The organism is Zoogloea sp. 1C4 (assembly GCF_009469605.1).
GTDB classification, from domain to species: domain Bacteria; phylum Pseudomonadota; class Gammaproteobacteria; order Burkholderiales; family Rhodocyclaceae; genus Zoogloea; species Zoogloea oryzae.
Map to the genome: position 1 here is coordinate 1 of NZ_SSXU01000020.1, position 19,624 is coordinate 19,624.

Below are 19,624 nucleotides of genomic sequence, written 5' to 3' on the forward strand. Positions count from 1 at the left end.
CCAGTCACGGCGGACAAGGTGCGCCAAGCAGAGGTCGGTGGGCATGGTGGTCTCCTGGAGTGAGGCATGGGAGCCACAGGAAACCACCAATGATTATGCGCAGGCGAGATCCGCCACCGGAGCCTGCAGAGGTGTTGGCCACGGCCATTTCAAGCCACGCCGCCGGCGACTCCGCATAATCGCGGACTGAACATAATTGCGCTTATGCTGAACTCGACATAATCGGAAGAACAGCTCCTTTTCGGGGCTGCGTCCGTCCCGCACCGCAAACATCGCCAGGGCCAGGGTGTGGGCTTCGATGGGCGTGAGGCGCACCTTCAGCGCGTCACCGAGGCGCAGCACCAGCAGCCGGCCGAGGCCGCGGTGTGTCGTGTCCGTGACGCTGAACGGGGGATTGTCGGTTTTGTGACCGCTCGCCGCCGTGCTCATACCGGCTTCCGATTGGCGAGGAGGGCGGCCACCACCGACCCGCCGACGCCGTCCTCGGGGTCGAGCTCCTCCAGCTTGGCGAGCGCCCGGGCGGAGGTGTCCTCATTGCCCCGGCGCAGCTCGATGAAGGCCAGGGCCTTCAGAAACTGCAGCAGGAAACGCCCCGGCAGCTCCGGCGCGGTAGCCCGTTGGGCAGGCGTCCAGCCTTGCCAGTCGAGGCTCATGGCGCACTGGGCCGCGGCCTGGGCGAGGCCGGCCGTGGCCGTGTCGAAGGCGGAATCGAAATCCCGCAGCTTGTTCTGCAGCTTGAACAGGCAGCGGTAAGACGGCAGCACCGCCGGCGCCACCTCGATGGCCGCGCGGAAGCAGGCCCGGGCGCGGGCCGGGTCGCTTGCATGGGCAGCGACGCCCTGTTGCAGCAGGGCGTTGACGTGTTCGGGCAGGTCACCGAAGTCGACGAGATCTTCGGTGAGGCTTGTCTGGACCATGAAACTCTCCGGGGAATAGTGATTCCGGAGGGCTTAGCAAGTATGGGGCCAGCATGCCGGCCCCGGCGGGATCAGCGGCAGGCGAGGCGGAAAGCGGCGGTGATGGCGGCCTCATCCAGGCGCCGCCCGATGACGACGATGGTCGTCTCGCGGGCCTCGCCAGCGGCCCAATCCCGCCCGTAATCAAAGCCAGTGATGCGATGCACGCCCTGAAAGACCAACCGGCGATCCTCGCCCCGCACCGCCAGCACGCCCTTGTAGCGCAGCATGTCGTTGCCGTGCCTGAGGAGCAGATCCTCCACGAAACTGCCCATCAGCCCCACATCCACCGCCCCGGCGTGGTGCAGCACCATGGACGCGATGTCGTCATCGTGGCGCACGAAGGCCCGGTGGCTGCCGCCGCCGCGGGTGAGGCCGGCGGGGGTGGCGTCGGTCAGGAAGGCCGGAATCTGCTCTAGCACGTCGGAGAGCACGAAGGCATCCAGCGCAAACAACGCGGCGAGCTCCGCCTCGGCCACCGGCACCGGCGCCAGCGGCGCCCGGGCGTTGATGCGGACGAGGCGATCCTGGAGCACGGCGAGGGCGTCGGCATCCACGCCGTCGGTCTTGGTGAGGAGCACCCGGTCGGCAAAACCGATCTGGGCCGCAGCGACGCGGTTCTCGTTGAGCTGCCGCCCGGCGTGGATCGCATCGACCACGGTGAGGATGCCGTCCAGCTCGTAGCGGTCGCGCACGCCCTCATCCACGAAGAATGCCTGGGCCACCGGCGCCGGATCGGCGAGGCCGGTGGTCTCCAGCACCAGATGGTCGAAGTCCAGCTCGCCCCGGTCCCGCCGGTCGGCCAGATCCGCCAGCGCCACCGACAGCTCGCCCCGCACGCTGCAGCAGATGCAGCCGTCGGTGAGCTCCACCACCTCGACCGCGGGCGAGCCGGCGATCAGCCCCCCGTCGATGCCCACCGCGCCAAACTCGTTCTCCAGCACCGCCACGCGGCGAGCCGGCTGGGTGGCGAGGTAGCGGTTGAGGAGCGTCGTCTTGCCGGCGCCGAGGAAGCCGGTAAGGATCGTCGCGCGGATCGGTGGGCGGGGGAGGGCGAGGGGGTTGGTCATGGCTGCGGTACGCGGCAAACACGGAAACGGCCCGCAGCTTGCCACAGCCACGCGCGGGTGGGCGGATCAATCCCGCGATTGGCGTGACGCAGGCTGCCGGGTGCGCTTTCGCTTCGTCGGGCAGATGCCGTCACGGGGCGTTCACGTGCCCTTAATTCCGGGGAGATAGATTGGTCGGGACCTATCACCCTTGCAAGCAGCGCTCTCCCACCTCGATCGGACCCTTCCCATGAAGATCAAAATCCTGATTCCCCTTCTTTCCCTCGCCTTTCTCCAGGCCTGCGGCGGCAGTGACGACGACAGCCAGCCGGCGTTCAAGACCCTCTCCGGTGGTGCGCCGCTGGTGATCGGCCACCGGGGGGCGTCGGGCAGTCTGCCGGAGCACACGCTGGAATCCTACAAGGCAGCCATCGAGCAGGGCGCCGACTTCATCGAACCCGATCTGGTGCTGACCAAGGACGGCGTGATGATCGCCCGCCACGAGCCGATGCTCGATGGCACCACCGATGTGGCGACCAAGTTTCCGGCGTCGCGCATGAGCACCCGAAACGTGGATGGCGTGCCCACCACCGCTTACTTTGCCAGCGACTTCACCCTGGCCGAGATCCGCACCCTGCGCGCGGTGCAGGCCCGCGCCAGCCGTTCGCAGGTGTACAACGGGCTGTTCGGCATCCCCACCCTCGACGAGGTGATCGCCCTGGCCAAGTCGGAAGGCGCCCGCCTGGGCCGCACGGTTGGCATCTATCCGGAGATCAAGCACTCAACCTTCCATGCCGACGAGGTGCGCTTTGGCGCCAACGTGTTCGAGGAAAAGCTGCTGACCACCCTGCACACCGCCTACGGCAACGTGGCAAGTGCGCCGGTGTTCATTCAGTCGTTCGAGGTGAGCAACCTGCAATACCTCAACACCAGGACCAACATCAGACTTGTGCAGCTGATCGACGCCGACGACGTGAAGGACGACGGCAGCATGTCGCTGGTGGCCCAGTACCACAAGCCCTACGACTTCGTGGTGAAGAATGACGCCCGCAGCTTTGCCGATCTGCTCACCTCCACCGGGCTGGACTTTGTGAAGACCTACGCCGATGCGGTTGGGCCGTGGAAACCCTATCTGGTGAAGACGGTGCGCGACGGCGTGGAGCGCACCGGCGACGCCACCCTCAACATCAACGACCGCCGGGTGGACGGCAGCACCGGGGTGATCGAGTTGGCCCACCAGAAGGGCCTGCTGGTGCACACCTGGACCTTCCGTGACGATGCCAGCGGCTACGGCTTCGCCGACCCGAAAGCCGAGATGCAGTACTACATGCGTCTGGGCATCGACGGAGTGTTCACCGATTTCCCCGCCACCGGCGTGGCCGCGCTCAACGGCATCCGCTGACCGTCACTCAGGCTTGAAGTCGGGCGCAGGGGCGACGCCTGCGCCCGAAGCCGTGTCGATTGCCTGGCTCTCCTGGGATGGAGGGCACCCATCCGACGGCGGTGGCAGCGATGCCTTGCGCGTGGATCTGTCACCCGACTTCGGCTGCGCGCGACCCTCGGCTGGACGAACCTGGAGCCGATGTCGGCTCGCCGCCCTCCGACTTCGACGAGTTGCGAGCCGACCTCGACTTCCCGGGAGGCGACCGAGGGGGCGCGCCGACCCGGGCAGGGGGTGGCGATCAGCCGATGTCGCCCAAAAATGAGGCGACTTCGGCCGGGCGCCAGCCTCACTGGGGGTGGCGCGACATCGCCGAGGATGCGCGGGAAGGCAACAGAGGGTGTTCGACGTCCGACCTTGCCTGTCGGGGAGGGGGCGTCGGATTGCCTGGAGCACCACCCCGAAGGTCGGGCACGTCCTTCAGCAACACCGCCCCGGCCGCCCATCCCCACCCCCATACCGCGCCTCCTGACGCTCCCGGAAGAACGCCTCGTAGGTCATCACCGGCTGGTCCGGGTGGGTCAGGCGCATGTGCTGCACGTAGGTGTCGTAGTCCGGCACGCCCACCATCAGGCGGGCGGCCTGGCCGAGGTATTTGCCCATGCGGGCAAGGTCGCCAAACATCTGCCGGATTCCGTCAGTTGCTGGCCGGCATCGGCTCGAACGGGGTTTCCACCGCCGTCGGCTTGCTGTTGCCCAGGGCGCGGAAGCAGGCGGGAATCGCGTAGGCGAGGATGCTCACCACCAGCAGCATGAACAAGCCCGCCAGGGCCGCATCCACGTAGTTGTTGGTGACGATCTGGTGCATCTGGTCCAGCGACTTGGCCGGGGCCAGCACTTCGCCGCGGGCGATGCCGGCTTCGTACTTGTGGGCGTTGGCCAGGAAGCCGATCTTCGGGTTGTCGTGGAAGACCTTCTGCCAGCCGGCGGTGAGGGTGCAGATCAGCAGCCACACGGTGGGCGTGACGGTGACCCACGCATAGCGCTGGCGCTTCATCTTGAACAGCACCACGGTGGCGAGGGTGAGCGCCACGCCGGCGAGCATCTGGTTGGCGATGCCGAACAGCGGCCACAGGGTGTTGATGCCGCCCAGCGGGTCGACCACGCCCTGATACAGGAAGTAGCCCCACGCGGCCACACACAGCGCAGTGGCGACGAGGCTGGCGAAGATGGAATCCATCTTGCGCATCGACGGCACGAAGGTGCCCATCAGATCCTGCAGCATGAAGCGCCCGGCGCGGGTGCCGGCATCCACGGCGGTGAGGATGAACAGGGCCTCGAAGAGGATCGCGAAGTGGTACCAGAAGGCCATCATCGCCTTGCCGCCGAGGGCGTTGGAGAGGATGTGGGCCATGCCGACGGCCAGCGTCGGAGCGCCGCCGGCGCGGGAGATGATGGTCTTCTCGCCCACATCCTGGGCGGTCTGGAGCAGCATCTCGGGGGTGACCACGAAGCCCCACTGGTTGATGACCTGGGCGGCGCTTTCGGCGGTCTTGCCGATCACGGCGGCCGGGCTGTTCATCGCAAAGTACACGCCAGGCTCGATGACCGACGCGGCCACCAGCGCCATGATCGCCACGAAGGACTCCATGAGCATGCCGCCGTAGCCGATGAAGCGGGCGTTCTTCTCGTTGTCCAGCAGCTTGGGGGTGGTGCCGGAGGAGATCAGCGCGTGGAAACCCGACACCGCGCCGCAGGCGATGGTGATGAACAGGAAGGGGAACAGGCTGCCCGACCACACCGGGCCGGTGCCGTCGATGAACTTGGTGAGGGCCGGCATCTGCAGGTTGGGGGCCACGACGGCGATGCCGATGGCGAGGCCGACGATGGTGCCGATCTTCAGGAAGGTGGACAGGTAATCCCGCGGTGCCAGCAGCAGCCACACCGGAAGCACCGAGGCGACGAAGCCGTAGCCGATCAGGAGCCAGGTGAGCTGCTTGCCATCAAACGTGAACAGCGGGCCCCAGGTGGGGCTGGCGGCGATGTCGCCACCGTAGATGATCGAGGCCATCAGCAGCACGAAGCCGATGATCGACATCTCGCCGATGCGGCCCGGGCGGATGTAGCGGCTATACACGCCCATGAGTAGCGCGATGGGGATGGTGGCGGCGACGGTGAACATGCCCCACGGGGATTCGGCCAGCGCCTTCACGACGATCAGCGCCAGCACCGCGAGGATGATGACCATGATCATGAAGGTGCCGAACAGGGCGATCACGCCGGGCACGGCGCCGAGCTCGGATTTGACCAGATCGCCCAAAGAGCGGCCGTCGCGGCGGGTGGAGATGAACAGGATCATGAAATCCTGCACCGCGCCGGCAAACACCACGCCGGCGAGGATCCACAGCATGCCCGGCAGGTAGCCCATCTGGGCGGCGAGCACCGGGCCCACCAGCGGGCCGGCGCCGGCGATGGCGGCAAAGTGGTGGCCGAACAGCACGTATTTGTTGGTGGGGACGTAGTCCAGCCCGTCGTTGTGACGCAGGGCGGGGGTCATGCGCTTGGGGTCGAGCTCCATCACCTTCTCGGCGATGAACAGGCTGTAGTAGCGGTAGGCGATGAGATAGCTGCATACCGCGGCGATGACCAGCCACAGGGCGTTGATGGTCTCTCCGCGGTTGAGCGCGACGATGGCGGTGGCAGTGGCGCCCAGCAAGGCGACAGCACCCCAGCCCAGGTGACGCTGGATGGCGTTCATGGCTTTCCTCTTTTCTTGTTGGCAAGGGCGGGCGGGCCCGGCCGACGAGAAAGAAGAAGCAACAGTTCGGGGCGACGCTGCGCGGGGAGCTGAAACTGGATCTCACACGGGGTCGGGGCACAACCCGCTGCAGGCTTGAATCCGCGGCCCGACCGCGAACTCAACCTGGGCGGATTCTTCCATACGCGTCCGTACGGTCAATCAGGGTTTTACACATCAATGGGGTGAGGTTGACCGAGATCAGACGATCGAGCCTCACGCCGACTTCGGCCGGACGCAGGTCGCCGCCAACCTGACGCAGGCGAAAAAACGGCCAGGAGATCCCGGCCGTGTGGATGCGAGTGGGGGACGGATCAGACGTCGGCTTCGACCGAGTCGCCTTTCTCTTCCATCCAGGCCCGGCGGCCGGAGGCTTCGCCCTTGCCCATCAGCAGGGTGAACATGCGCTGGGTTTCCTCGAAGGCGCCACCGCGCACGTGCACCGGCAACACCCGGCGGGTGGCCGGGTCCATGGTGGTTTCGCGGAGCTGTTCGGGGTTCATTTCGCCGAGGCCCTTGAATCGACCCACTTCGATGTGTTCGGGCTTGATGCCTTCGTGGCCGAGGCGATCGCGGAGCGAGGCCAGCTCCTGGTCATCCAGGGCGTAGAGGCGGCGCGGCGGGCGCTTCTTGCCTGAGGCGGGCACGTCGAGGCGGTACAGCGGCGGCTGGGCCACGTAGATGTGGCCGCGCTCGATGAGCTTGGGAAAGTGGCGGAAGAACAGGGTGAGCAGCAGGGTCTGGATGTGGGAGCCGTCCACGTCGGCGTCCGACATGATGATGACCTTGCCGTAGCGCAGCTCGGAGAGATCCGGCTCGGAATCCTGGGTGTGGGCATCGACGCCCAGGGCCACCGCGATGTCGTGGATTTCGGCGTTGGCAAAGAGCCGCTCCCGGTCCACCTCCCAGGCGTTCTGGACCTTGCCGCGCAGGGGGAGGATGGCCTGGGTGTCCTTGTCGCGGGCCATCTTGGCGCTGCCGCCGGCCGAGTCGCCCTCAACCAGAAAGAGCTCATTGCGCTCGATGTCCTCGGATTCGCAATCCGAGAGCTTGCCGGGCAGCACCGCCACGCCGGACGACTTGCGTTTCTCGACCTTCTGCGCGGCGCGGGCGCGGGCCTGGGCGGCCTTGATGGCCAGCTCGGCGAGCTTCTTGCCGTAATCCACGTGCTCGTTGAGCCACAGCTCGAAGGGGTCGCGCACCATCCGTGACACCAGCTGCACCGCGTCGCGACTGTTGAGGCGCTCCTTGGTCTGGCCCTGGAAGCTGGGGTCGAGCACCCGGGCGGAGAGCAGGAAGGAGGCGCGGCCGAAGGCGTCGTCGGCGGTGAGCTTGACGCCTTTGGGCAAGAGCGCGTGGTGGTCGATGAAGTTCTTGATGGCGGTGAAGATGCCGTCGCGCAGGCCAGCCTCGTGCGTACCGCCGGCCGGGGTGGGGATGAGGTTCACGTAGGATTCGCGCACCGGGGCGCCTTCCAGCGTCCACGCCACGGCCCACGAGGCGCCTTCGCCGGCCGCAAACGTCTCGTCGCCCTTGGGGGCGAACTTTTCGCCGGAGAACAGCGGGATCAGCGGCTCGTCGGTGAGGGCTTCGCCCAGGTAGCCGCGCATGCCTTCCTCGAACAGCCAGGTGCGGGTGTCGCCGCCTTCGATGGCGAGGCTCACTTCGAGGCCCGGCATCAGCACGGCCTTGGAGCGCAGCAGGCGCTCGAGCTCGGCGCGGGGCAGGTCGGGGGCGTCGAAGTACTTGGCGTCGGGCCAGGCGCGCACGGTGGTGCCGCTCTGCTTCTTGGGCGCATCGCCCAGGCGGGTGAGGGGTTCGATCACGTCGCCGCCCGAGAACACCAGCCGGTGCCGGCCGCCGTCGCGTACCACTTCCACCTCAAGCCGGTGGGAGAGGGCATTGGTGACGGACACACCCACGCCATGCAGACCGCCCGAGAAACGGTAGGCCGAGTCGTCATCGGTCTTGTTGAACTTGCCACCGGCGTGGAGGCGGGTGAACACCACCTCGACCGTCGACACGCCCTCGACCGGGTGGATCTCGACCGGAATGCCGCGGCCGTCGTCGGAAACGCTCACCGAGCCGTCGAGATGCAGGGTCACGCCGATCTTGCGGCAGAAGCCCGCCATCGCCTCGTCGGCGGCGTTGTCGATGACTTCCTGGATCACGTGCAGCGGGTTCTCGGTGCGGGTGTACATCCCCGGCCGCTGCTTGACGGGTTCGAGGCCCTTGAGAACGGTGATCGATTCGGCGGTGTAGGTTTTCTGGGTCATGCTTGAGGCGTGAATCCGGTGGGGTTTTCGAAGCGGTGCGGACTATACCGTGGGAGGCGGCTTCGGGCGAGACTCCCGGCGATCAGTCGCGGATGCTCACCCGCCCGGCGTTGTCGGCGGTCTGCCGGGCGATGCGGGCGAGCAGGACGTTGGCGGCGCGGGCGCCGGGGCTGTCACCCACCGCGGTGCGCCACGCCAGACGCACCGTGGACGGATCGCCGGGGAGGGTGAAGATCGCCATCGACAGGGGACACTGGGCCACGTTGAGGGGGTTCTCCTTCGCCATCTGCCAGGCGATGCGGGCGCTGCAGAAGTGGAGCACCTCGGCCTGGGCATAGACGGGCTTGTCTTCGCCCAGCGCGGGGCCGGTGCGGGACAGCATGTCACCAAAGACGCTCGGCGGGGAAGGAATCAACCCTTCGGCCTCGATGGCATCCACCAGCGCCTCGCGGGCGTCGGCGTAGCGGCTGGGGGTGATGCGCTGCTCGACGATGCCGTCGGCCGTGGCGGCCGGACTGGTGAGCAGAAAGGCGAGGGCGGCAAGGGCCGTGAAGAAGGGGTGCGACATCGGCGGCTCCGGTGGAACGGCGAAGATCGGACGATACAAAAAAAGATGGCGCCACGGGGGCGCCAGAAGGAGGGAGAACACAGCAAGAGACTGTTTCGATGGCGGGCCTGTGGCGGCCCGTCCATCCGATGTGTGTAGCCTAGAAGAACAGGATCGCGCCGGCGGACAAGGTGCGGTTCTTGGTTTCGCTGTCATCCACGGTGCTGGTGATCTTTTCCTGGTTCAGTTCGCCGACGAGGGTCACGAACTTGTTCAGGCTGTGATAGACGCCCAGGGTGTAGGCCTTGTTCTTGCGCTCGTTGCCGGCACCCAGGATGCCGTCGTTGTCCTTGTTCTGACCAAAGTTGATGCCGAACTTGGTCTTGTTGTACTGGTAGGTACCTTGCAGGAAGTAGCCCTTGGAGTCGGTCTTGTTGCCGAGGCCATCGGAGCCGCCGAAGAACTGGGCGCCCACGGTGGACAGGCCCAGGCCCTTGCCGGTGAAGGCGTAGGCGACAGCGCCGAAGTTGTTCATGCTGGCCTTGGCACCGATTTCGTAGCCGGAAGCGGTGAAGGACTTGTCCGGGTTACCGGTGGCACCGTCACAGGTGGAGCCCTTGGAGCAGCTGGTGCTCTGGGTGATCAGGCCGCCCCAGACCTTGCCCGGCGCCATGCCCTTCCAGTCGTAATCGACCTTGGCCTGGAAGCCTGGGGTCTTGGTCTGGTCGCCCGCGAAGGAGCTCGGCTGGAAGATGCCGGCAGAAGCTTGCAGGCCGTCGAAGTTCGGGGTGGTGTAGGTGATCTGGGCCTGGAAGCCGGTGTACATGTAACCGTGGCCGATCATGCCGAAGGTGGTGTTGAACGGGATGCCGGCGTTGGAGGTGCCGCCGACGCCCAGCAGGGTCATGTCGGACAGGATGATGTTCTGGCCGAACAGGCCGATGTCACGACCGAACTTCAGGGTGCCCCAGTCGTTGTTGCCAAACTGGAAGTACACGTTACGCACGTCGATCTGGCTGTACGGGCTGGAAGCGCCCGGCACGGCGCCAGCGCCGGTGCCGACGGTGGAGGGCAGGCCGACCACGGACGAAGAATCGTTGATACCCGGGGCGAAGCTGAAGTGAGCCTTGATGTCCTGATCAGCGGCCTTGGTGGTGACCACGAAGTTGATCCAACCCGGCAGCAGGCCGTTGGTCAGGGCGCTGTTCTGGGTCTTGGTCTCAGGACCGCCGGCGACGGTGGTCTTGGACTCGCGGTTGACGTAGAAGCCGTTGATGGTGCCGTTGATGTCGAGGGTGACATCGTTCTGGGTGAAGCTCACGGCTTGGGCGCCACCGGCGGCAGCGGCAAGGCAGGCGAGGGCGACGGACTGAGCCAGCAGGGACTTCTTCATGATCTTTTGTCTCCGGAATTTTCTGTTTGATTTCACCAGCGCAACGGCCACGGCCCTGCGCTTGTGCTCCGCTCCTCCCGTTGTCGCATTCCAGCGTCGATCGCGCCTTGAAACACGCCGTTACGGAGCGCACTACCCATTGCGAAGGCTGTGCCAGCTCGGGGCCAGATCCGGATCAAAATAGAACAAGCTTATGTTACGAAAAGGAATTTTTTGTTTTGACGCGGCGGGGACGTGATTTTTCGTCACATTTATGCTGTTCATTTCCTGAACAACTGCCCCGAGGGCGCTGAAACGGGGTGGAGCATGTTGTGACGCAACATGTGCCGTTTTGCACAGCGGCCGTCGATGTGCGCAGGGCTGGTAAAATTGCGGCCGACACTCAACTGCCCCGGCCGAACCCGGCCCGCCCTCCCCATGGATTTCCGTTCCAAGCTGGCTGCCGCCTGGCAGCGCCATGATTCCCTGCTGTGCGTCGGCCTCGACCCGGACGTCGCCCGCTTCCCGGCCCACCTGAAGGATCGCCCGGATGCCGTGCTGGCCTTCTGTAAGGGCATCGTCGATGCCACCGCCGACCTCGCCTGTGCCTTCAAGCCGCAGATTGCCTACTTCGCCGCCGCCCGCGCCGAAGACCAGTTGCAGGATCTCATCGCCCACATCCACGACAAGCACCCGCAGGTGCCCGTGGTGCTCGACGCCAAGCGTGGCGACATCGGCGCCACCGCCCAGCAGTACGCCCGCGAAGCCTTCGAGCGCTTTAAGGCCGACGCGCTGACGGTCAATCCCTACATGGGCTTCGATTCCGTCGAGCCTTATCTCGAATTTGCCGACAAGGGCCTGATCGTGCTGTGCCGCACCTCCAACCCGGGCGGTTCCGACCTGCAGAACCTGGAGATCGCTGGTGGCCGCAAGCTCTACCAGCACGTGGCCGAACTCGTGGCTGGAAAGTGGAACACCCACGGCCAGAACGCCCTGGTGGTCGGCGCGACCTTCCCGCAGGAGCTCGCCGACGTGCGCGCCATCGTGGGCGATCTGCCGCTGCTGGTGCCCGGCATCGGCGCCCAGGGCGGCGATGTGGAAGCCACCGTCAAGGCCGGTCGCACCGCCGCAGGCACCGGGCTGATGATCTCCTCGTCCCGGGCGATCCTCTACGCCGGCAAAGGCGAGGATTTTGCCGACGCCGCCCGCAAGGTGGCCCTGGCGACCCGCGAGGAAGTCAATCTGTACCGCCGCTGATCGGCCCAAAAACCGCTCAACTGCGCAGAAAACCCGCCATGTTGCAGCGCCGCAGAGTAGGATGAAGGGTCTCGCAACCGGGCCGGCGCCATGCCGCTGCCCGAGCGGAGCCTATTTGTCTTGCTGAATCAGGCGCAATCCCGCGTCAAAGCACGCTCTTTTGGAATGCCCATGATCAGGCTGAAGTTCTCGGTGGAATTGAATTACGAGGTCGCTGCCCCCGGTTGCGACTTCATCTTCAACATCCACGCCGCGCACACCCGTCGTCAGCGGGTGCTGACGGAAATGATGGAGATCGGCCAGTTCCTGCTGCCGCAGGTGCACACCGACGCCGCCACTTCCAACCGCTACATGCGCCTGAAGGCCGAGCCCGGCCCGCTGCGCCTGCGCTACAGCGCCACGGTCGAAGTCCAGCACCACGTGGCGGCGCCCGAGCTCATCGCCGAGCAGCCCGTCTCGCGTCTGCCGGCCGAAGTGCTCACCTATCTCTACCCCAGTCGCTACTGTCAGTCCGACCGTCTGTTTGACGTGGCGCTGCGCGAGTTCGGGCAGTTGCGGCCCGGCTATGCCCGGGTCAAGGCCATCTGCGACTGGGTGGCGAGCCATGTGCGCTTCAAGTCGGCCACCACCAACGCCAGCACCTCGGCGGTGGATACGCTGCACGACCGGGTTGGCGTGTGCCGCGACTTCGCCCACCTGATGATCGCCCTGTGCCGCGCGCTCAACATGCCGGCGCGCTTTGCCACCGGGATCGACTACGGCGCCGACCCGGCCCTCGGCCCCAGCGATTTCCACGCCTATGTCGAAGTCTTCCTTGGCGACCGCTGGTATCTCTTCGATCCGTCCGGCACCGCGATCCCCATGGGGCTGATGCGCTTCGGCGTCGGCCGCGATGCCGCCGATGTCTCCTACGCGACGATCTTCGGCGGCGTGCGTGCCGAGCCGCCCAACATCTCGATCATCGCCATCGAAGACGCGTTTTCCGGTGCCGAGCTCCCACGCCGCCGGCCCGAAGCCCTGTCCACCGACGACGGCCCCATCACAGCCTGACGCGCCCGAACCGGCCAAACCAATTCAGATCATTCCGACAGGAGAACCCCCATGAGCACCATCGACGACATCGCCGCCCGCCACGGTTTCAGTGCCGACGCCGGCCGCGCCGCCTATGCCGCGCTGCAGGCCGGCGGCTTCAGCCAGGCCCAGTTCAGCCACCCCGAGCTGGGTGGCATGGGCCAGTGGATGAGCGGCGGCATGATGATGATCGGCGACATGTTCAACGAAGGCCTGAAGTGGCGCGTGGGCGCGCTGCTGACCGATCTGTCCCAGCACCGCGAGCCGGTGCAGCAGGCCGCGCCGTCCTTCGGCGGCGACTTTGTGAACAACGCCAACTGGTGGCCCGCCGAGCTGGGCTATCCGTCCACCTCCGGCAGCCAGAACGACATGGCCTACGCGTGGTTCCCCAACTCTGCCAAGCTTTTGATGAAGGTGGGCAGTGACGTGTTCTCCTTCGACACCGGCGCGCTGACGATCTACGGCGTGCAGCAACAGCAGGGCGGCGGCATCGGCTCCGTGGTGCTCAACACCTCCAACGGCCCGATGGGGCTGCTCGGCCTCAACCGCTCCTGACCTTTCAGGGCCTGCGCCGCCACACCACACAGCGGTTGTTGGCGGGCATGGCCCGGTCTTCCACCAGCGCAAAGCCCCGGGCCCGGGCGAGGGCATCGACGGCCTCCAGGTCGCGGATGCCACGCTTCGGATCGTCGGCCCGCAGCGCCGCATCGAAGGCGGCGTTGCTCTCGCTGGTGAACTTTCCCCCCTCATTGAACGGCCCGTAGATCGCCAGCAGCGCGTCGGCGCCGAGCGCGCCATCGAGCCCGGCAAAGAAAGCCTCCACCTCCGGCCAGCCCATGATGTGCAGGGTGTTCGACGAGAACGCCGCGTCGAAGCCGCCCGCCGGCCATGGGCGGGTCACGTCCAGTTCGAGCGGCAGCGGGGTGTTGGGTAGCGCCGCCTGATTCAGCCACAGGCGGATGCCCGCCAGCCACTGGGGCCGGTCGCTGGTCTGCCAGACGAGGTGGGGCAGGGCTGCGGCAAAATGTACCGCGTGCTGGCCGGTGCCCGAGCCCACCTCCAGCACCCGACGCCGGTCGGCAAAGTGCTCGCGCAGCACCTCAAGGATCGGGCCGCGGTTGCGTTCGCAGGCGGCCGACCAGGGTTTCTCGGGCTGGATCTCCATCATCATTGCAGCGCTCCGTGTTCGCCGAGCTTCGCCGCAAGGCTGCCGGCAAAGGCCTCCCGCGCCGGCTGACGGCTGCGGGCCTTGTGCCAGATCATCACCGTCGTCACCCACGCCACGTCATCCGGCACCGGATGCACCCGAAGCACGCCGGCCGTTCCGGCAAGCTGCCCGCCAATGATCGCCCGCGGCACCAGGCTCACCCCCATCCCCGCCGCCACGCAACCGACGATCGCCTCGAAGGTGCCGAAGCTGCTGGTGCGGGCGATGGGCACGCCGTCGCGCCACAGCCAGTCGAGCAGGCGCTGGCGATAGCTGCAGCCCTCGCGGAAGGTGATCAGCTCCACCGGCCCGCGGGCGACAAGATCGGCGCTGGAGGCGATCGGCGCCCAGTCGGCGGCGCTGATGAGCACCAGCTCCTCGCGGATTACCGGCAGCTGTTCGAGATCCGGATGCTTGATCGGGCCTGCGACGAGGGCCGCATCAAGCTGATGGGCCAGCACGTCCTGCACCAGCCCGGCGGTGTGGGAGGTGGCAAGGCGCAGCTCGACCTGGGGATGACGCCGCCGGAAGTCCGCGATCACCGCCGGCAGGCGGGTGGCGGCGGTGGTTTCCATCGACCCCAGCCGCAGCAACCCTTGCGGTGCGGCGGCGCTGCGCACGGCGTCGCGGGCCTCGTCGGCCAGATTGAGCAGGCGGTCGGCGTAGCTTTCCAGCAGGCTTCCGGCCGGCGTGATCACCAAACGCCGATTGATGCGGTCAAACAGCGGGGTGCCAAGGCTTTCTTCCAGCAGGCGCAGGCGGGTGGTGACGTTGGACTGCACCGTGTGGAGGCGCTGGGCGGCGCGGGTGACGCTGCCTTCCTCGGCCACGGCACGAAAGAGGCGAAGATCGGCGAGATCCATGATCATCTCTTTTTGTGATGGAGTTGATCCTATTAAATCATTTTTAGTGCTGATCTGTCGCGCGTAACCTGCACGCATCCGAAACCGGGAGAGCCGTCATGCGCAGCACCACCGTTCCAGTTCCATCCGTCCTGTCCAGCCCGCCGGTCATTGCCGCCGCCGGGCTGCTCTCCTTGCTGCTGGCCATGGGCATTGGCCGCTTCGCCTTTACCGCGCTGCTCCCCCAGATGCGCGATGACGGGCTGGTGGACATCGGCAGCGCCGGCCTGCTGGCCGCGATGAACTACCTGGGCTACCTGGCAGGGGCGCTGTGGGCGGCCTTCAGCCGCAACGCCGATCCGGCCCGTCGGCTGGCTGGCGGACTCATCGCCAGTGTGCTCACCACTCTGGCGATGAGCGTCGACCTGGGCTTTGGCGGCTGGTGCGCGCTGCGCTTCGTGTCGGGCGTGGCGAGCGCGGCGGTTTATGTCTACGCCACCGGCATCGTGCTGCGCAGTTTGGCCGACGTGGGCGCGGCGGGGTGGAGCGCGCTGCATTACATGGGTGTCGGCGCGGGTATCGTCACCTCGGCCATCGTCGCGCAGAACCTTGCCGGCGGCGCTCTTGTCGGGTGGCGGATGCTGGGCCTGGTGGCCGGCGTGGCGGCTTTGGTGGTGGGCGCCGTGCTGGTGCCCCGCGGGCGCGTGGTACCGCTTGCGGGCGCAGCGCCCGTCACCCCTGCGGTGGCGCCACCGCTGGGGTGGCTGGCGGCGGCTTACGGGCTGGCCGGGTTTGGCTACATCGTCAATGCAACCTTCCTGCCGACCATCCTGCGCAGCCAGTCGGGCACCGCCGACGCGGCGCTCACCGGCTGGCTGGTGGTGGGCCTCGCGGCGCTGCCGGCTACCGCCCTGTGGGTGCGGCTGTCGTTCCGCCGCGGCGTGTATCCGGTGCTGATCGCCGCGACGTTGATCCAGGCCGTCGGCGTGGCGCTGCCGGTGCTGGTGGATGGGGTGGCCTCGGCGATGGCCGGCGCGGTGCTGCTGGGCGGCACCTTCATGGGCATCGCCGGGCTGGCCCAGTGGCTGGCGCGGGTGCCGGACGCCCAGACCACCGCCCGCCGGATCGGGCTGATCACCGCCTGTTATGGCGTCGGGCAGATCGTCGGGCCGCTGCTGGTGGCGGTGCGCGGGCGCGACGCCGGCTTCGAACTGCCGGTGCTGCTGGCCGCCGCCGCGCTGGTGCTGAGCGCACTGCTGCTGGAAGTCTCGCGCCGCCGGGAGCGGCTGGGCTGATCGGTTATCCATCTCACACGCAAAGGAGAACTCACCATGCCTTATCTGAAACTCGCCTACGCCTCGCCCGCTGCCGTCGCCACCGCAGAGCTTGCAGCGACGCTTACCCGTATCACCGTTGATCTGCTCGGCAAGAAGCGCGAGCTGACCGTGGTCGCCATCGAACCTCTGCCGGTGAGTGGCTGGTTCGTGGGCGGCGCGGTGCTGGAGGCAGGGGAGTCTGGCGCAGTGCTGGAGATCCGCATCACCGAGGGCACCAACACCAAGGCCCAGAAGGCGGCCTTCATCCGCGCCGCCTTCGAGGCGCTGGCCGCGGCGCTGCCCGGGCTGAACCCGGCGAGCTACGTGACCCTCCACGAACCGCCCGCCGACGCCTGGGGCTATTCGGGCAAAACCCAGGAATACCGTTTCATCCACAGCCAGATGCTGTAAGCCAACCCACCCGACCCCGGAGAGAAACCATGCCCTACGTGAACATCCGCATCACCCGCGAAGGCGCCACCGCCGAACAGAAGGCCGCGCTGATCGAAGGCGTCACCCAGCTCCTTCAGGACGTGCTGGGCAAGAACCGCTCGACCACCTTCGTCATCATCGACGAGGTGGAAACCGACAACTGGGGCATCGGCGGCGAGCCGGTGACAAAGCTGCGCGCGGCCGCGAAAGCCGCGCGCGGCGAGATATGAGTTTGAGAATCAGTCGCATTTACATTTTCAGGAAGTCTGGTTAGACTCGGTGCATCGAATTTTCGTATGCGCCATTTTTTCCGGAGTCCAACCGATGAACTGCAAGTCCACCGTGCTCGCCGCAGCCCTCGCTGGCATCGCCTTCGGCGCCCAGGCCGACGACAAGGAACTCAACCTTTACTCGGCCCGGCATTACCAGACGGATGAAGCGCTCTACAGCGACTTCACCAAGCAGACGGGCATCCGCATCAATCGGATTGAGGGCAAGGAAGACGAGCTCCTCGAGCGCATCCGCAACGAAGGCGCCAACAGCCCGGCCGACATCCTGCTCACCGTGGATGCCGCGCGCCTCGCCAAAGCCCACGAGCTGGGCCTGTTCGTGCCGGTGAAGTCGAAGGTGCTGGAATCGCGCATCCCGGCTCATCTTCGCGCGGACGACTGGTTCTCGTTCTCGACCCGCGCCCGGGTCATCATCTACAACAAGCTGGGCGTGAAGGCCGACGAGGTGCGTAATTATGACGACCTCGCGAAGCCCACGCTTAAGGGCAAGCTGTGTTCCCGCTCGGGTTCGCACCCTTACAACCTGTCCCTCGGCGCCTCGGTGATCGCTCACCAGGGCGAGGGCAGGGCCGAGGAGTGGGCCCGCGGCATGGTGGCCAACTTTGCCCGCGCGCCCAAGGGCGGCGACACCGACCAGATCAAGGCCGTGGCGGCGGGTGAATGCCAGGTGGCGCTCTCCAACACCTATTACATCGCCCGCATGATGCGCTCGACCAAGCCGGAAGACGTGAAGGCGATGGAGCGGGTTGGCGTGGTGTGGCCCAACCAGGCGAGCACCGGCACCCACATCAACGTGTCCGGCGCCGGCGTGCTGAAGTACGCCCCGCACAAGGAAGCCGCGGTGAAGTTCCTTGAATACCTCGCCTCGGACGACGCCCAGCGCTACTTTGCCGACGGCAACAACGAGTGGCCGGTGGTCGATTCGGTCAAGGTGAGTAACAAGGCCCTCGACGCCCTCGGCAAGTTCAAGGCCGACACCCTGCCGGTAAAGAAGCTGGAGATGTATCAGGTGAAGGCCCAGATGATCTACGACCGGGCCGGCTACAAGTAATCGCGGTGCTTCCGCACCAAACAGAAACGCCCCGCAATGCCGGGGCGTTTCTGTTTTTGCGAGCGGATGGAAGCGGCTACTTCCGATCCCGCGCGATCTGCCGGGACAGGGCGATCAGCGGCAGCAGGCCCACCGCGACGATCGCCAGCGCGGCGGTGGAGGCTTCGGCGAGCCGCTCGTCGGAAGCCAGCGTGTAGGCCTGAGTGGCCAGCGTGTCGAAGTTGAAAGGGCGCATCACCAGCGTGGCGGGCAGCTCCTTCATCACATCCACGAACACCAGCAGCCCGGCGGTGAACAGGCTGCCCCGCAGGATGGGCACATGCACCCGGCGCAGGGTGTGCCCCTGGCCCAGACCCAGACTGCGGGCGGCGTCGTCCATGCTCGGGGTGATCTTGGCGAGGCTGGCGTCCACGGTCTGCAGCGCCACCGACAGGAAGCGCGCCAGGTAGGCGTAGATCAGCGCCGCGATGCCGCCGGTAAGCAGCAGGCCCGGGTTGGTGCCGAACCACGCCTCCCACTGCCCGGCCAGCCAGTTGTCGAGCCGGGTGACGGGGATCAGCACGCCCACCGCGATCACCGTGCCCGGCACCGCGTAGCCCAGGCCGACCATCCGGTTGAGGCCGGTGGCGAGGAGCGTCTTCGACAGCCGCGCGCTATAGGCCAACAGCACCGCCAACAGCACGGCGATGAGCGCGGTGGTCCCCGCCAGGGTGAAGCTGTTGCGGCCCAGCATCACGAAGCGCTCGCCGAACTGGGCGTCGCCTTCACCCAGCGCCATCCGCAGCAGCAGCCCGCCCGGCAGCAGGAAGCCCAGCACTAGCGGGGTGAGGCAGGCGAGGGTAGCCGCCAGCCCGGCCACGCCCGACAGGCGCGGCGCCGGCGGACGATGCCGGTTGGAGGTGTTGTGATAGCGCGCGCGGCCGCGGGTGATCCGCTCGATGGCCACCAGCAGCAGCACAAAGCCAAGCAGGATCGCCGCCAGCTGGGCCGAGGCGATCCGGTCGCCGAGGGAGAACCACGCCCGGTAGATGCCGGTGGTGAAGGTGTTGACCGCGAAGTAGGCCACCGTGCCGTAGTCGGCCAGGGTTTCCATCAAGGCCAGCGCCACGCCGGCAGCGATGGCTGGGCGGGCCAGCGGCAGCGATACGCTGAAGAACGCCCGCCACGGCCCGATGCCCAGGGTACGCGCAGCCTCCAGCACGCCGCCGGCCCGCTCCAGAAATGCCGTGCGAGCGAGCAGATAGACGTAGGGGTAGAGCACGAAGACGAACATCAGCATCGCGCCGGGCAGGGTGCGGATGTCGGGAAAGTAGTAGTCGCCGAACTCCCAGCCGAAGGCGTCGCGCAGGGCCGTCTGCACCGGGCCGACAAACTGCAGGAAATCGGTGTAAACATAGGCCATCACGTAGGCCGGCATCGCCAGGGGCAGCACCAGCGCCCAGTCGAACACGCGCCGGCCCGGGAAGTCATGCATCGTGGTGAGCCACGCGGTGGCGACGCCGACGGTCGCCACACCCACGCCCACGCCCAGGCACAGGGCCAGGGAGTTCTGGATGTATTCGGGCAGCACGGTGGCGGCGAGGTGGCTCCAGGTGGCGCTGGTGCCACCGGCGAGCAGGTTGAAACCCACGCTGGCAACAGGCAATCCGGCCAGCAGCGCAACCGCTAGCGCCGTGATGACCAGCGGCGAGAGATGTCGGGAAACCGCGCCGAGCGGCGGAGAAGGAAGTCGTGAGCTCATGGCATTCTTTTTGGCCTGGATGAGAATTATAATTGATTG

General features: G+C 66.8%; 19 protein-coding genes. 8 read left to right on the forward strand and 11 right to left on the reverse strand.

All coding sequences use genetic code 11. The annotated features are described in order from the left end of the window. Window positions 1-93: 93 nt before the first annotated feature. From GH681_RS18390 to GH681_RS18400, 3 genes are all read right to left on the reverse strand, one after another. Window positions 94-429, reverse strand: coding sequence for a hypothetical protein (locus GH681_RS18390; protein ID WP_153163000.1), 336 nt, complete (start codon window positions 427-429; stop codon window positions 94-96). Further along, window positions 426-917: a hypothetical protein gene (locus GH681_RS18395; RefSeq protein ID WP_153163001.1), complete on the reverse strand. Its 492-nt coding sequence runs from the start codon at window positions 915-917 to the stop codon at window positions 426-428. The genes GH681_RS18390 and GH681_RS18395 overlap by 4 nt, the downstream gene beginning before the upstream one ends. A gap of 71 nt (window positions 918-988) precedes the next feature. After that, a complete protein-coding gene (locus GH681_RS18400; RefSeq protein WP_153163002.1) occupies window positions 989-2,026 on the reverse strand; it encodes a GTP-binding protein in 1,038 nt (345 codons plus the stop codon). Window positions 2,027-2,255: 229 nt separating this feature from the next. Here GH681_RS18400 and GH681_RS18405 point away from each other — a divergent pair, with 229 nt between their 5' ends. Then, the gene (locus GH681_RS18405) at window positions 2,256-3,407 is read left to right on the forward strand and encodes a glycerophosphodiester phosphodiesterase (RefSeq protein WP_153163003.1); all 1,152 of its coding nucleotides are present in this window, start codon (window positions 2,256-2,258) and stop codon (window positions 3,405-3,407) included. Window positions 3,408-3,866: 459 nt separating this feature from the next. Here GH681_RS18405 and GH681_RS18410 read toward each other — a convergent pair whose 3' ends face one another. The 5 genes from GH681_RS18410 to GH681_RS18430 form a co-directional block, all read right to left on the reverse strand. After that, window positions 3,867-4,070, reverse strand: coding sequence for a YbdD/YjiX family protein (locus tag GH681_RS18410; RefSeq protein ID WP_153163004.1), 204 nt, complete (start codon window positions 4,068-4,070; stop codon window positions 3,867-3,869). A gap of 13 nt (window positions 4,071-4,083) precedes the next feature. Beyond that, window positions 4,084-6,144, reverse strand: coding sequence for a carbon starvation CstA family protein (locus GH681_RS18415; protein WP_153163005.1), 2,061 nt, complete (start codon window positions 6,142-6,144; stop codon window positions 4,084-4,086). Between the two features lie 353 nt (window positions 6,145-6,497). Then, a complete protein-coding gene (gene parE / locus GH681_RS18420; protein WP_153163006.1) occupies window positions 6,498-8,459 on the reverse strand; it encodes a DNA topoisomerase IV subunit B in 1,962 nt (653 codons plus the stop codon). Between the two features lie 82 nt (window positions 8,460-8,541). Beyond that, a complete protein-coding gene (locus GH681_RS18425) occupies window positions 8,542-9,027 on the reverse strand; it encodes a DUF302 domain-containing protein (protein WP_228111977.1) in 486 nt (161 codons plus the stop codon). Window positions 9,028-9,166: 139 nt separating this feature from the next. After that, window positions 9,167-10,399 carry a porin gene (locus GH681_RS18430; protein ID WP_153163007.1) on the reverse strand — a complete coding sequence of 411 codons (1,233 nt, stop codon included), beginning with the start codon at window positions 10,397-10,399 and terminating at the stop codon, window positions 9,167-9,169. A 417-nt stretch (window positions 10,400-10,816) separates the two neighbouring features. Here GH681_RS18430 and pyrF point away from each other — a divergent pair, with 417 nt between their 5' ends. From pyrF to GH681_RS18445, 3 genes are all read left to right on the forward strand, one after another. Next, entirely contained in the window at window positions 10,817-11,635 is an 819-nt protein-coding gene (gene pyrF, locus GH681_RS18435) for an orotidine-5'-phosphate decarboxylase (protein ID WP_153163008.1), read from the forward strand. 171 nt (window positions 11,636-11,806) lie between these two features. Beyond that, on the forward strand, window positions 11,807-12,685 hold the full coding sequence (locus GH681_RS18440; protein ID WP_153163009.1) for a transglutaminase family protein: 879 nt from the start codon (window positions 11,807-11,809) through the stop codon (window positions 12,683-12,685). 51 nt (window positions 12,686-12,736) lie between these two features. After that, window positions 12,737-13,261, forward strand: a complete 525-nt coding sequence (locus tag GH681_RS18445; RefSeq protein ID WP_153163010.1) for an SHOCT domain-containing protein — start codon at window positions 12,737-12,739, stop codon at window positions 13,259-13,261. A 4-nt stretch (window positions 13,262-13,265) separates the two neighbouring features. Here GH681_RS18445 and GH681_RS18450 read toward each other — a convergent pair whose 3' ends face one another. Both GH681_RS18450 and GH681_RS18455 read right to left on the reverse strand, forming a co-directional pair. Further along, the gene (locus tag GH681_RS18450) at window positions 13,266-13,877 is read right to left on the reverse strand and encodes a DUF938 domain-containing protein (RefSeq protein WP_228111978.1); all 612 of its coding nucleotides are present in this window, start codon (window positions 13,875-13,877) and stop codon (window positions 13,266-13,268) included. Next, window positions 13,874-14,776, reverse strand: a complete 903-nt coding sequence (locus GH681_RS18455) for a LysR family transcriptional regulator (protein ID WP_153163011.1) — start codon at window positions 14,774-14,776, stop codon at window positions 13,874-13,876. The genes GH681_RS18450 and GH681_RS18455 overlap by 4 nt, the downstream gene beginning before the upstream one ends. 98 nt (window positions 14,777-14,874) lie before the next feature. On the opposite strand from GH681_RS18455, the gene GH681_RS18460 reads away from it, so the two are divergent. The 4 genes from GH681_RS18460 (at window position 14,875) to GH681_RS18475 (ending at window position 17,844) form a co-directional block, all read left to right on the forward strand. Then, the gene (locus GH681_RS18460; RefSeq protein ID WP_153163012.1) at window positions 14,875-16,050 is read left to right on the forward strand and encodes a YbfB/YjiJ family MFS transporter; all 1,176 of its coding nucleotides are present in this window, start codon (window positions 14,875-14,877) and stop codon (window positions 16,048-16,050) included. 36 nt (window positions 16,051-16,086) lie between these two features. Next, on the forward strand, window positions 16,087-16,482 hold the full coding sequence (locus GH681_RS18465; protein ID WP_153163013.1) for a tautomerase family protein: 396 nt from the start codon (window positions 16,087-16,089) through the stop codon (window positions 16,480-16,482). A 29-nt stretch (window positions 16,483-16,511) separates the two neighbouring features. After that, a complete protein-coding gene (locus GH681_RS18470) occupies window positions 16,512-16,733 on the forward strand; it encodes a 2-hydroxymuconate tautomerase family protein (RefSeq protein ID WP_153163014.1) in 222 nt (73 codons plus the stop codon). 94 nt (window positions 16,734-16,827) lie between these two features. After that, window positions 16,828-17,844: a Fe(3+) ABC transporter substrate-binding protein gene (locus GH681_RS18475; protein ID WP_153163015.1), complete on the forward strand. Its 1,017-nt coding sequence runs from the start codon at window positions 16,828-16,830 to the stop codon at window positions 17,842-17,844. A 76-nt stretch (window positions 17,845-17,920) separates the two neighbouring features. On the opposite strand, the gene GH681_RS18480 is transcribed toward GH681_RS18475, so the two are convergent. Next, window positions 17,921-19,585 carry an iron ABC transporter permease gene (locus tag GH681_RS18480; RefSeq protein WP_153163016.1) on the reverse strand — a complete coding sequence of 555 codons (1,665 nt, stop codon included), beginning with the start codon at window positions 19,583-19,585 and terminating at the stop codon, window positions 17,921-17,923. Window positions 19,586-19,624: the final 39 nt, after the last annotated feature.

Excerpts from the sequence above, each read along its gene's own strand:
- GH681_RS18390 (WP_153163000.1), bottom strand. The coding sequence starts at position 429 with ATGAGCACGGCGGCGAGCGGTCACAAAACCGACAATCCCCCGTTCAGC.
- GH681_RS18395 (WP_153163001.1), bottom strand. The coding sequence starts at position 917 with ATGGTCCAGACAAGCCTCACCGAAGATCTCGTCGACTTCGGTGACCTG.
- GH681_RS18400 (WP_153163002.1), bottom strand. The coding sequence starts at position 2,026 with ATGACCAACCCCCTCGCCCTCCCCCGCCCACCGATCCGCGCGACGATC.
- GH681_RS18405 (WP_153163003.1), top strand. The coding sequence starts at position 2,256 with ATGAAGATCAAAATCCTGATTCCCCTTCTTTCCCTCGCCTTTCTCCAG.
- GH681_RS18410 (WP_153163004.1), bottom strand. The coding sequence starts at position 4,070 with ATGTTTGGCGACCTTGCCCGCATGGGCAAATACCTCGGCCAGGCCGCC.
- GH681_RS18415 (WP_153163005.1), bottom strand. The coding sequence starts at position 6,144 with ATGAACGCCATCCAGCGTCACCTGGGCTGGGGTGCTGTCGCCTTGCTG.
- parE (WP_153163006.1), bottom strand. The coding sequence starts at position 8,459 with ATGACCCAGAAAACCTACACCGCCGAATCGATCACCGTTCTCAAGGGC.
- GH681_RS18425 (WP_228111977.1), bottom strand. The coding sequence starts at position 9,027 with ATGTCGCACCCCTTCTTCACGGCCCTTGCCGCCCTCGCCTTTCTGCTC.
- GH681_RS18430 (WP_153163007.1), bottom strand. The coding sequence starts at position 10,399 with ATGAAGAAGTCCCTGCTGGCTCAGTCCGTCGCCCTCGCCTGCCTTGCC.
- pyrF (WP_153163008.1), top strand. The coding sequence starts at position 10,817 with ATGGATTTCCGTTCCAAGCTGGCTGCCGCCTGGCAGCGCCATGATTCC.
- GH681_RS18440 (WP_153163009.1), top strand. The coding sequence starts at position 11,807 with ATGATCAGGCTGAAGTTCTCGGTGGAATTGAATTACGAGGTCGCTGCC.
- GH681_RS18445 (WP_153163010.1), top strand. The coding sequence starts at position 12,737 with ATGAGCACCATCGACGACATCGCCGCCCGCCACGGTTTCAGTGCCGAC.
- GH681_RS18450 (WP_228111978.1), bottom strand. The coding sequence starts at position 13,877 with ATGATGATGGAGATCCAGCCCGAGAAACCCTGGTCGGCCGCCTGCGAA.
- GH681_RS18455 (WP_153163011.1), bottom strand. The coding sequence starts at position 14,776 with ATGGATCTCGCCGATCTTCGCCTCTTTCGTGCCGTGGCCGAGGAAGGC.
- GH681_RS18460 (WP_153163012.1), top strand. The coding sequence starts at position 14,875 with ATGCGCAGCACCACCGTTCCAGTTCCATCCGTCCTGTCCAGCCCGCCG.
- GH681_RS18465 (WP_153163013.1), top strand. The coding sequence starts at position 16,087 with ATGCCTTATCTGAAACTCGCCTACGCCTCGCCCGCTGCCGTCGCCACC.
- GH681_RS18470 (WP_153163014.1), top strand. The coding sequence starts at position 16,512 with ATGCCCTACGTGAACATCCGCATCACCCGCGAAGGCGCCACCGCCGAA.
- GH681_RS18475 (WP_153163015.1), top strand. The coding sequence starts at position 16,828 with ATGAACTGCAAGTCCACCGTGCTCGCCGCAGCCCTCGCTGGCATCGCC.
- GH681_RS18480 (WP_153163016.1), bottom strand. The coding sequence starts at position 19,585 with ATGAGCTCACGACTTCCTTCTCCGCCGCTCGGCGCGGTTTCCCGACAT.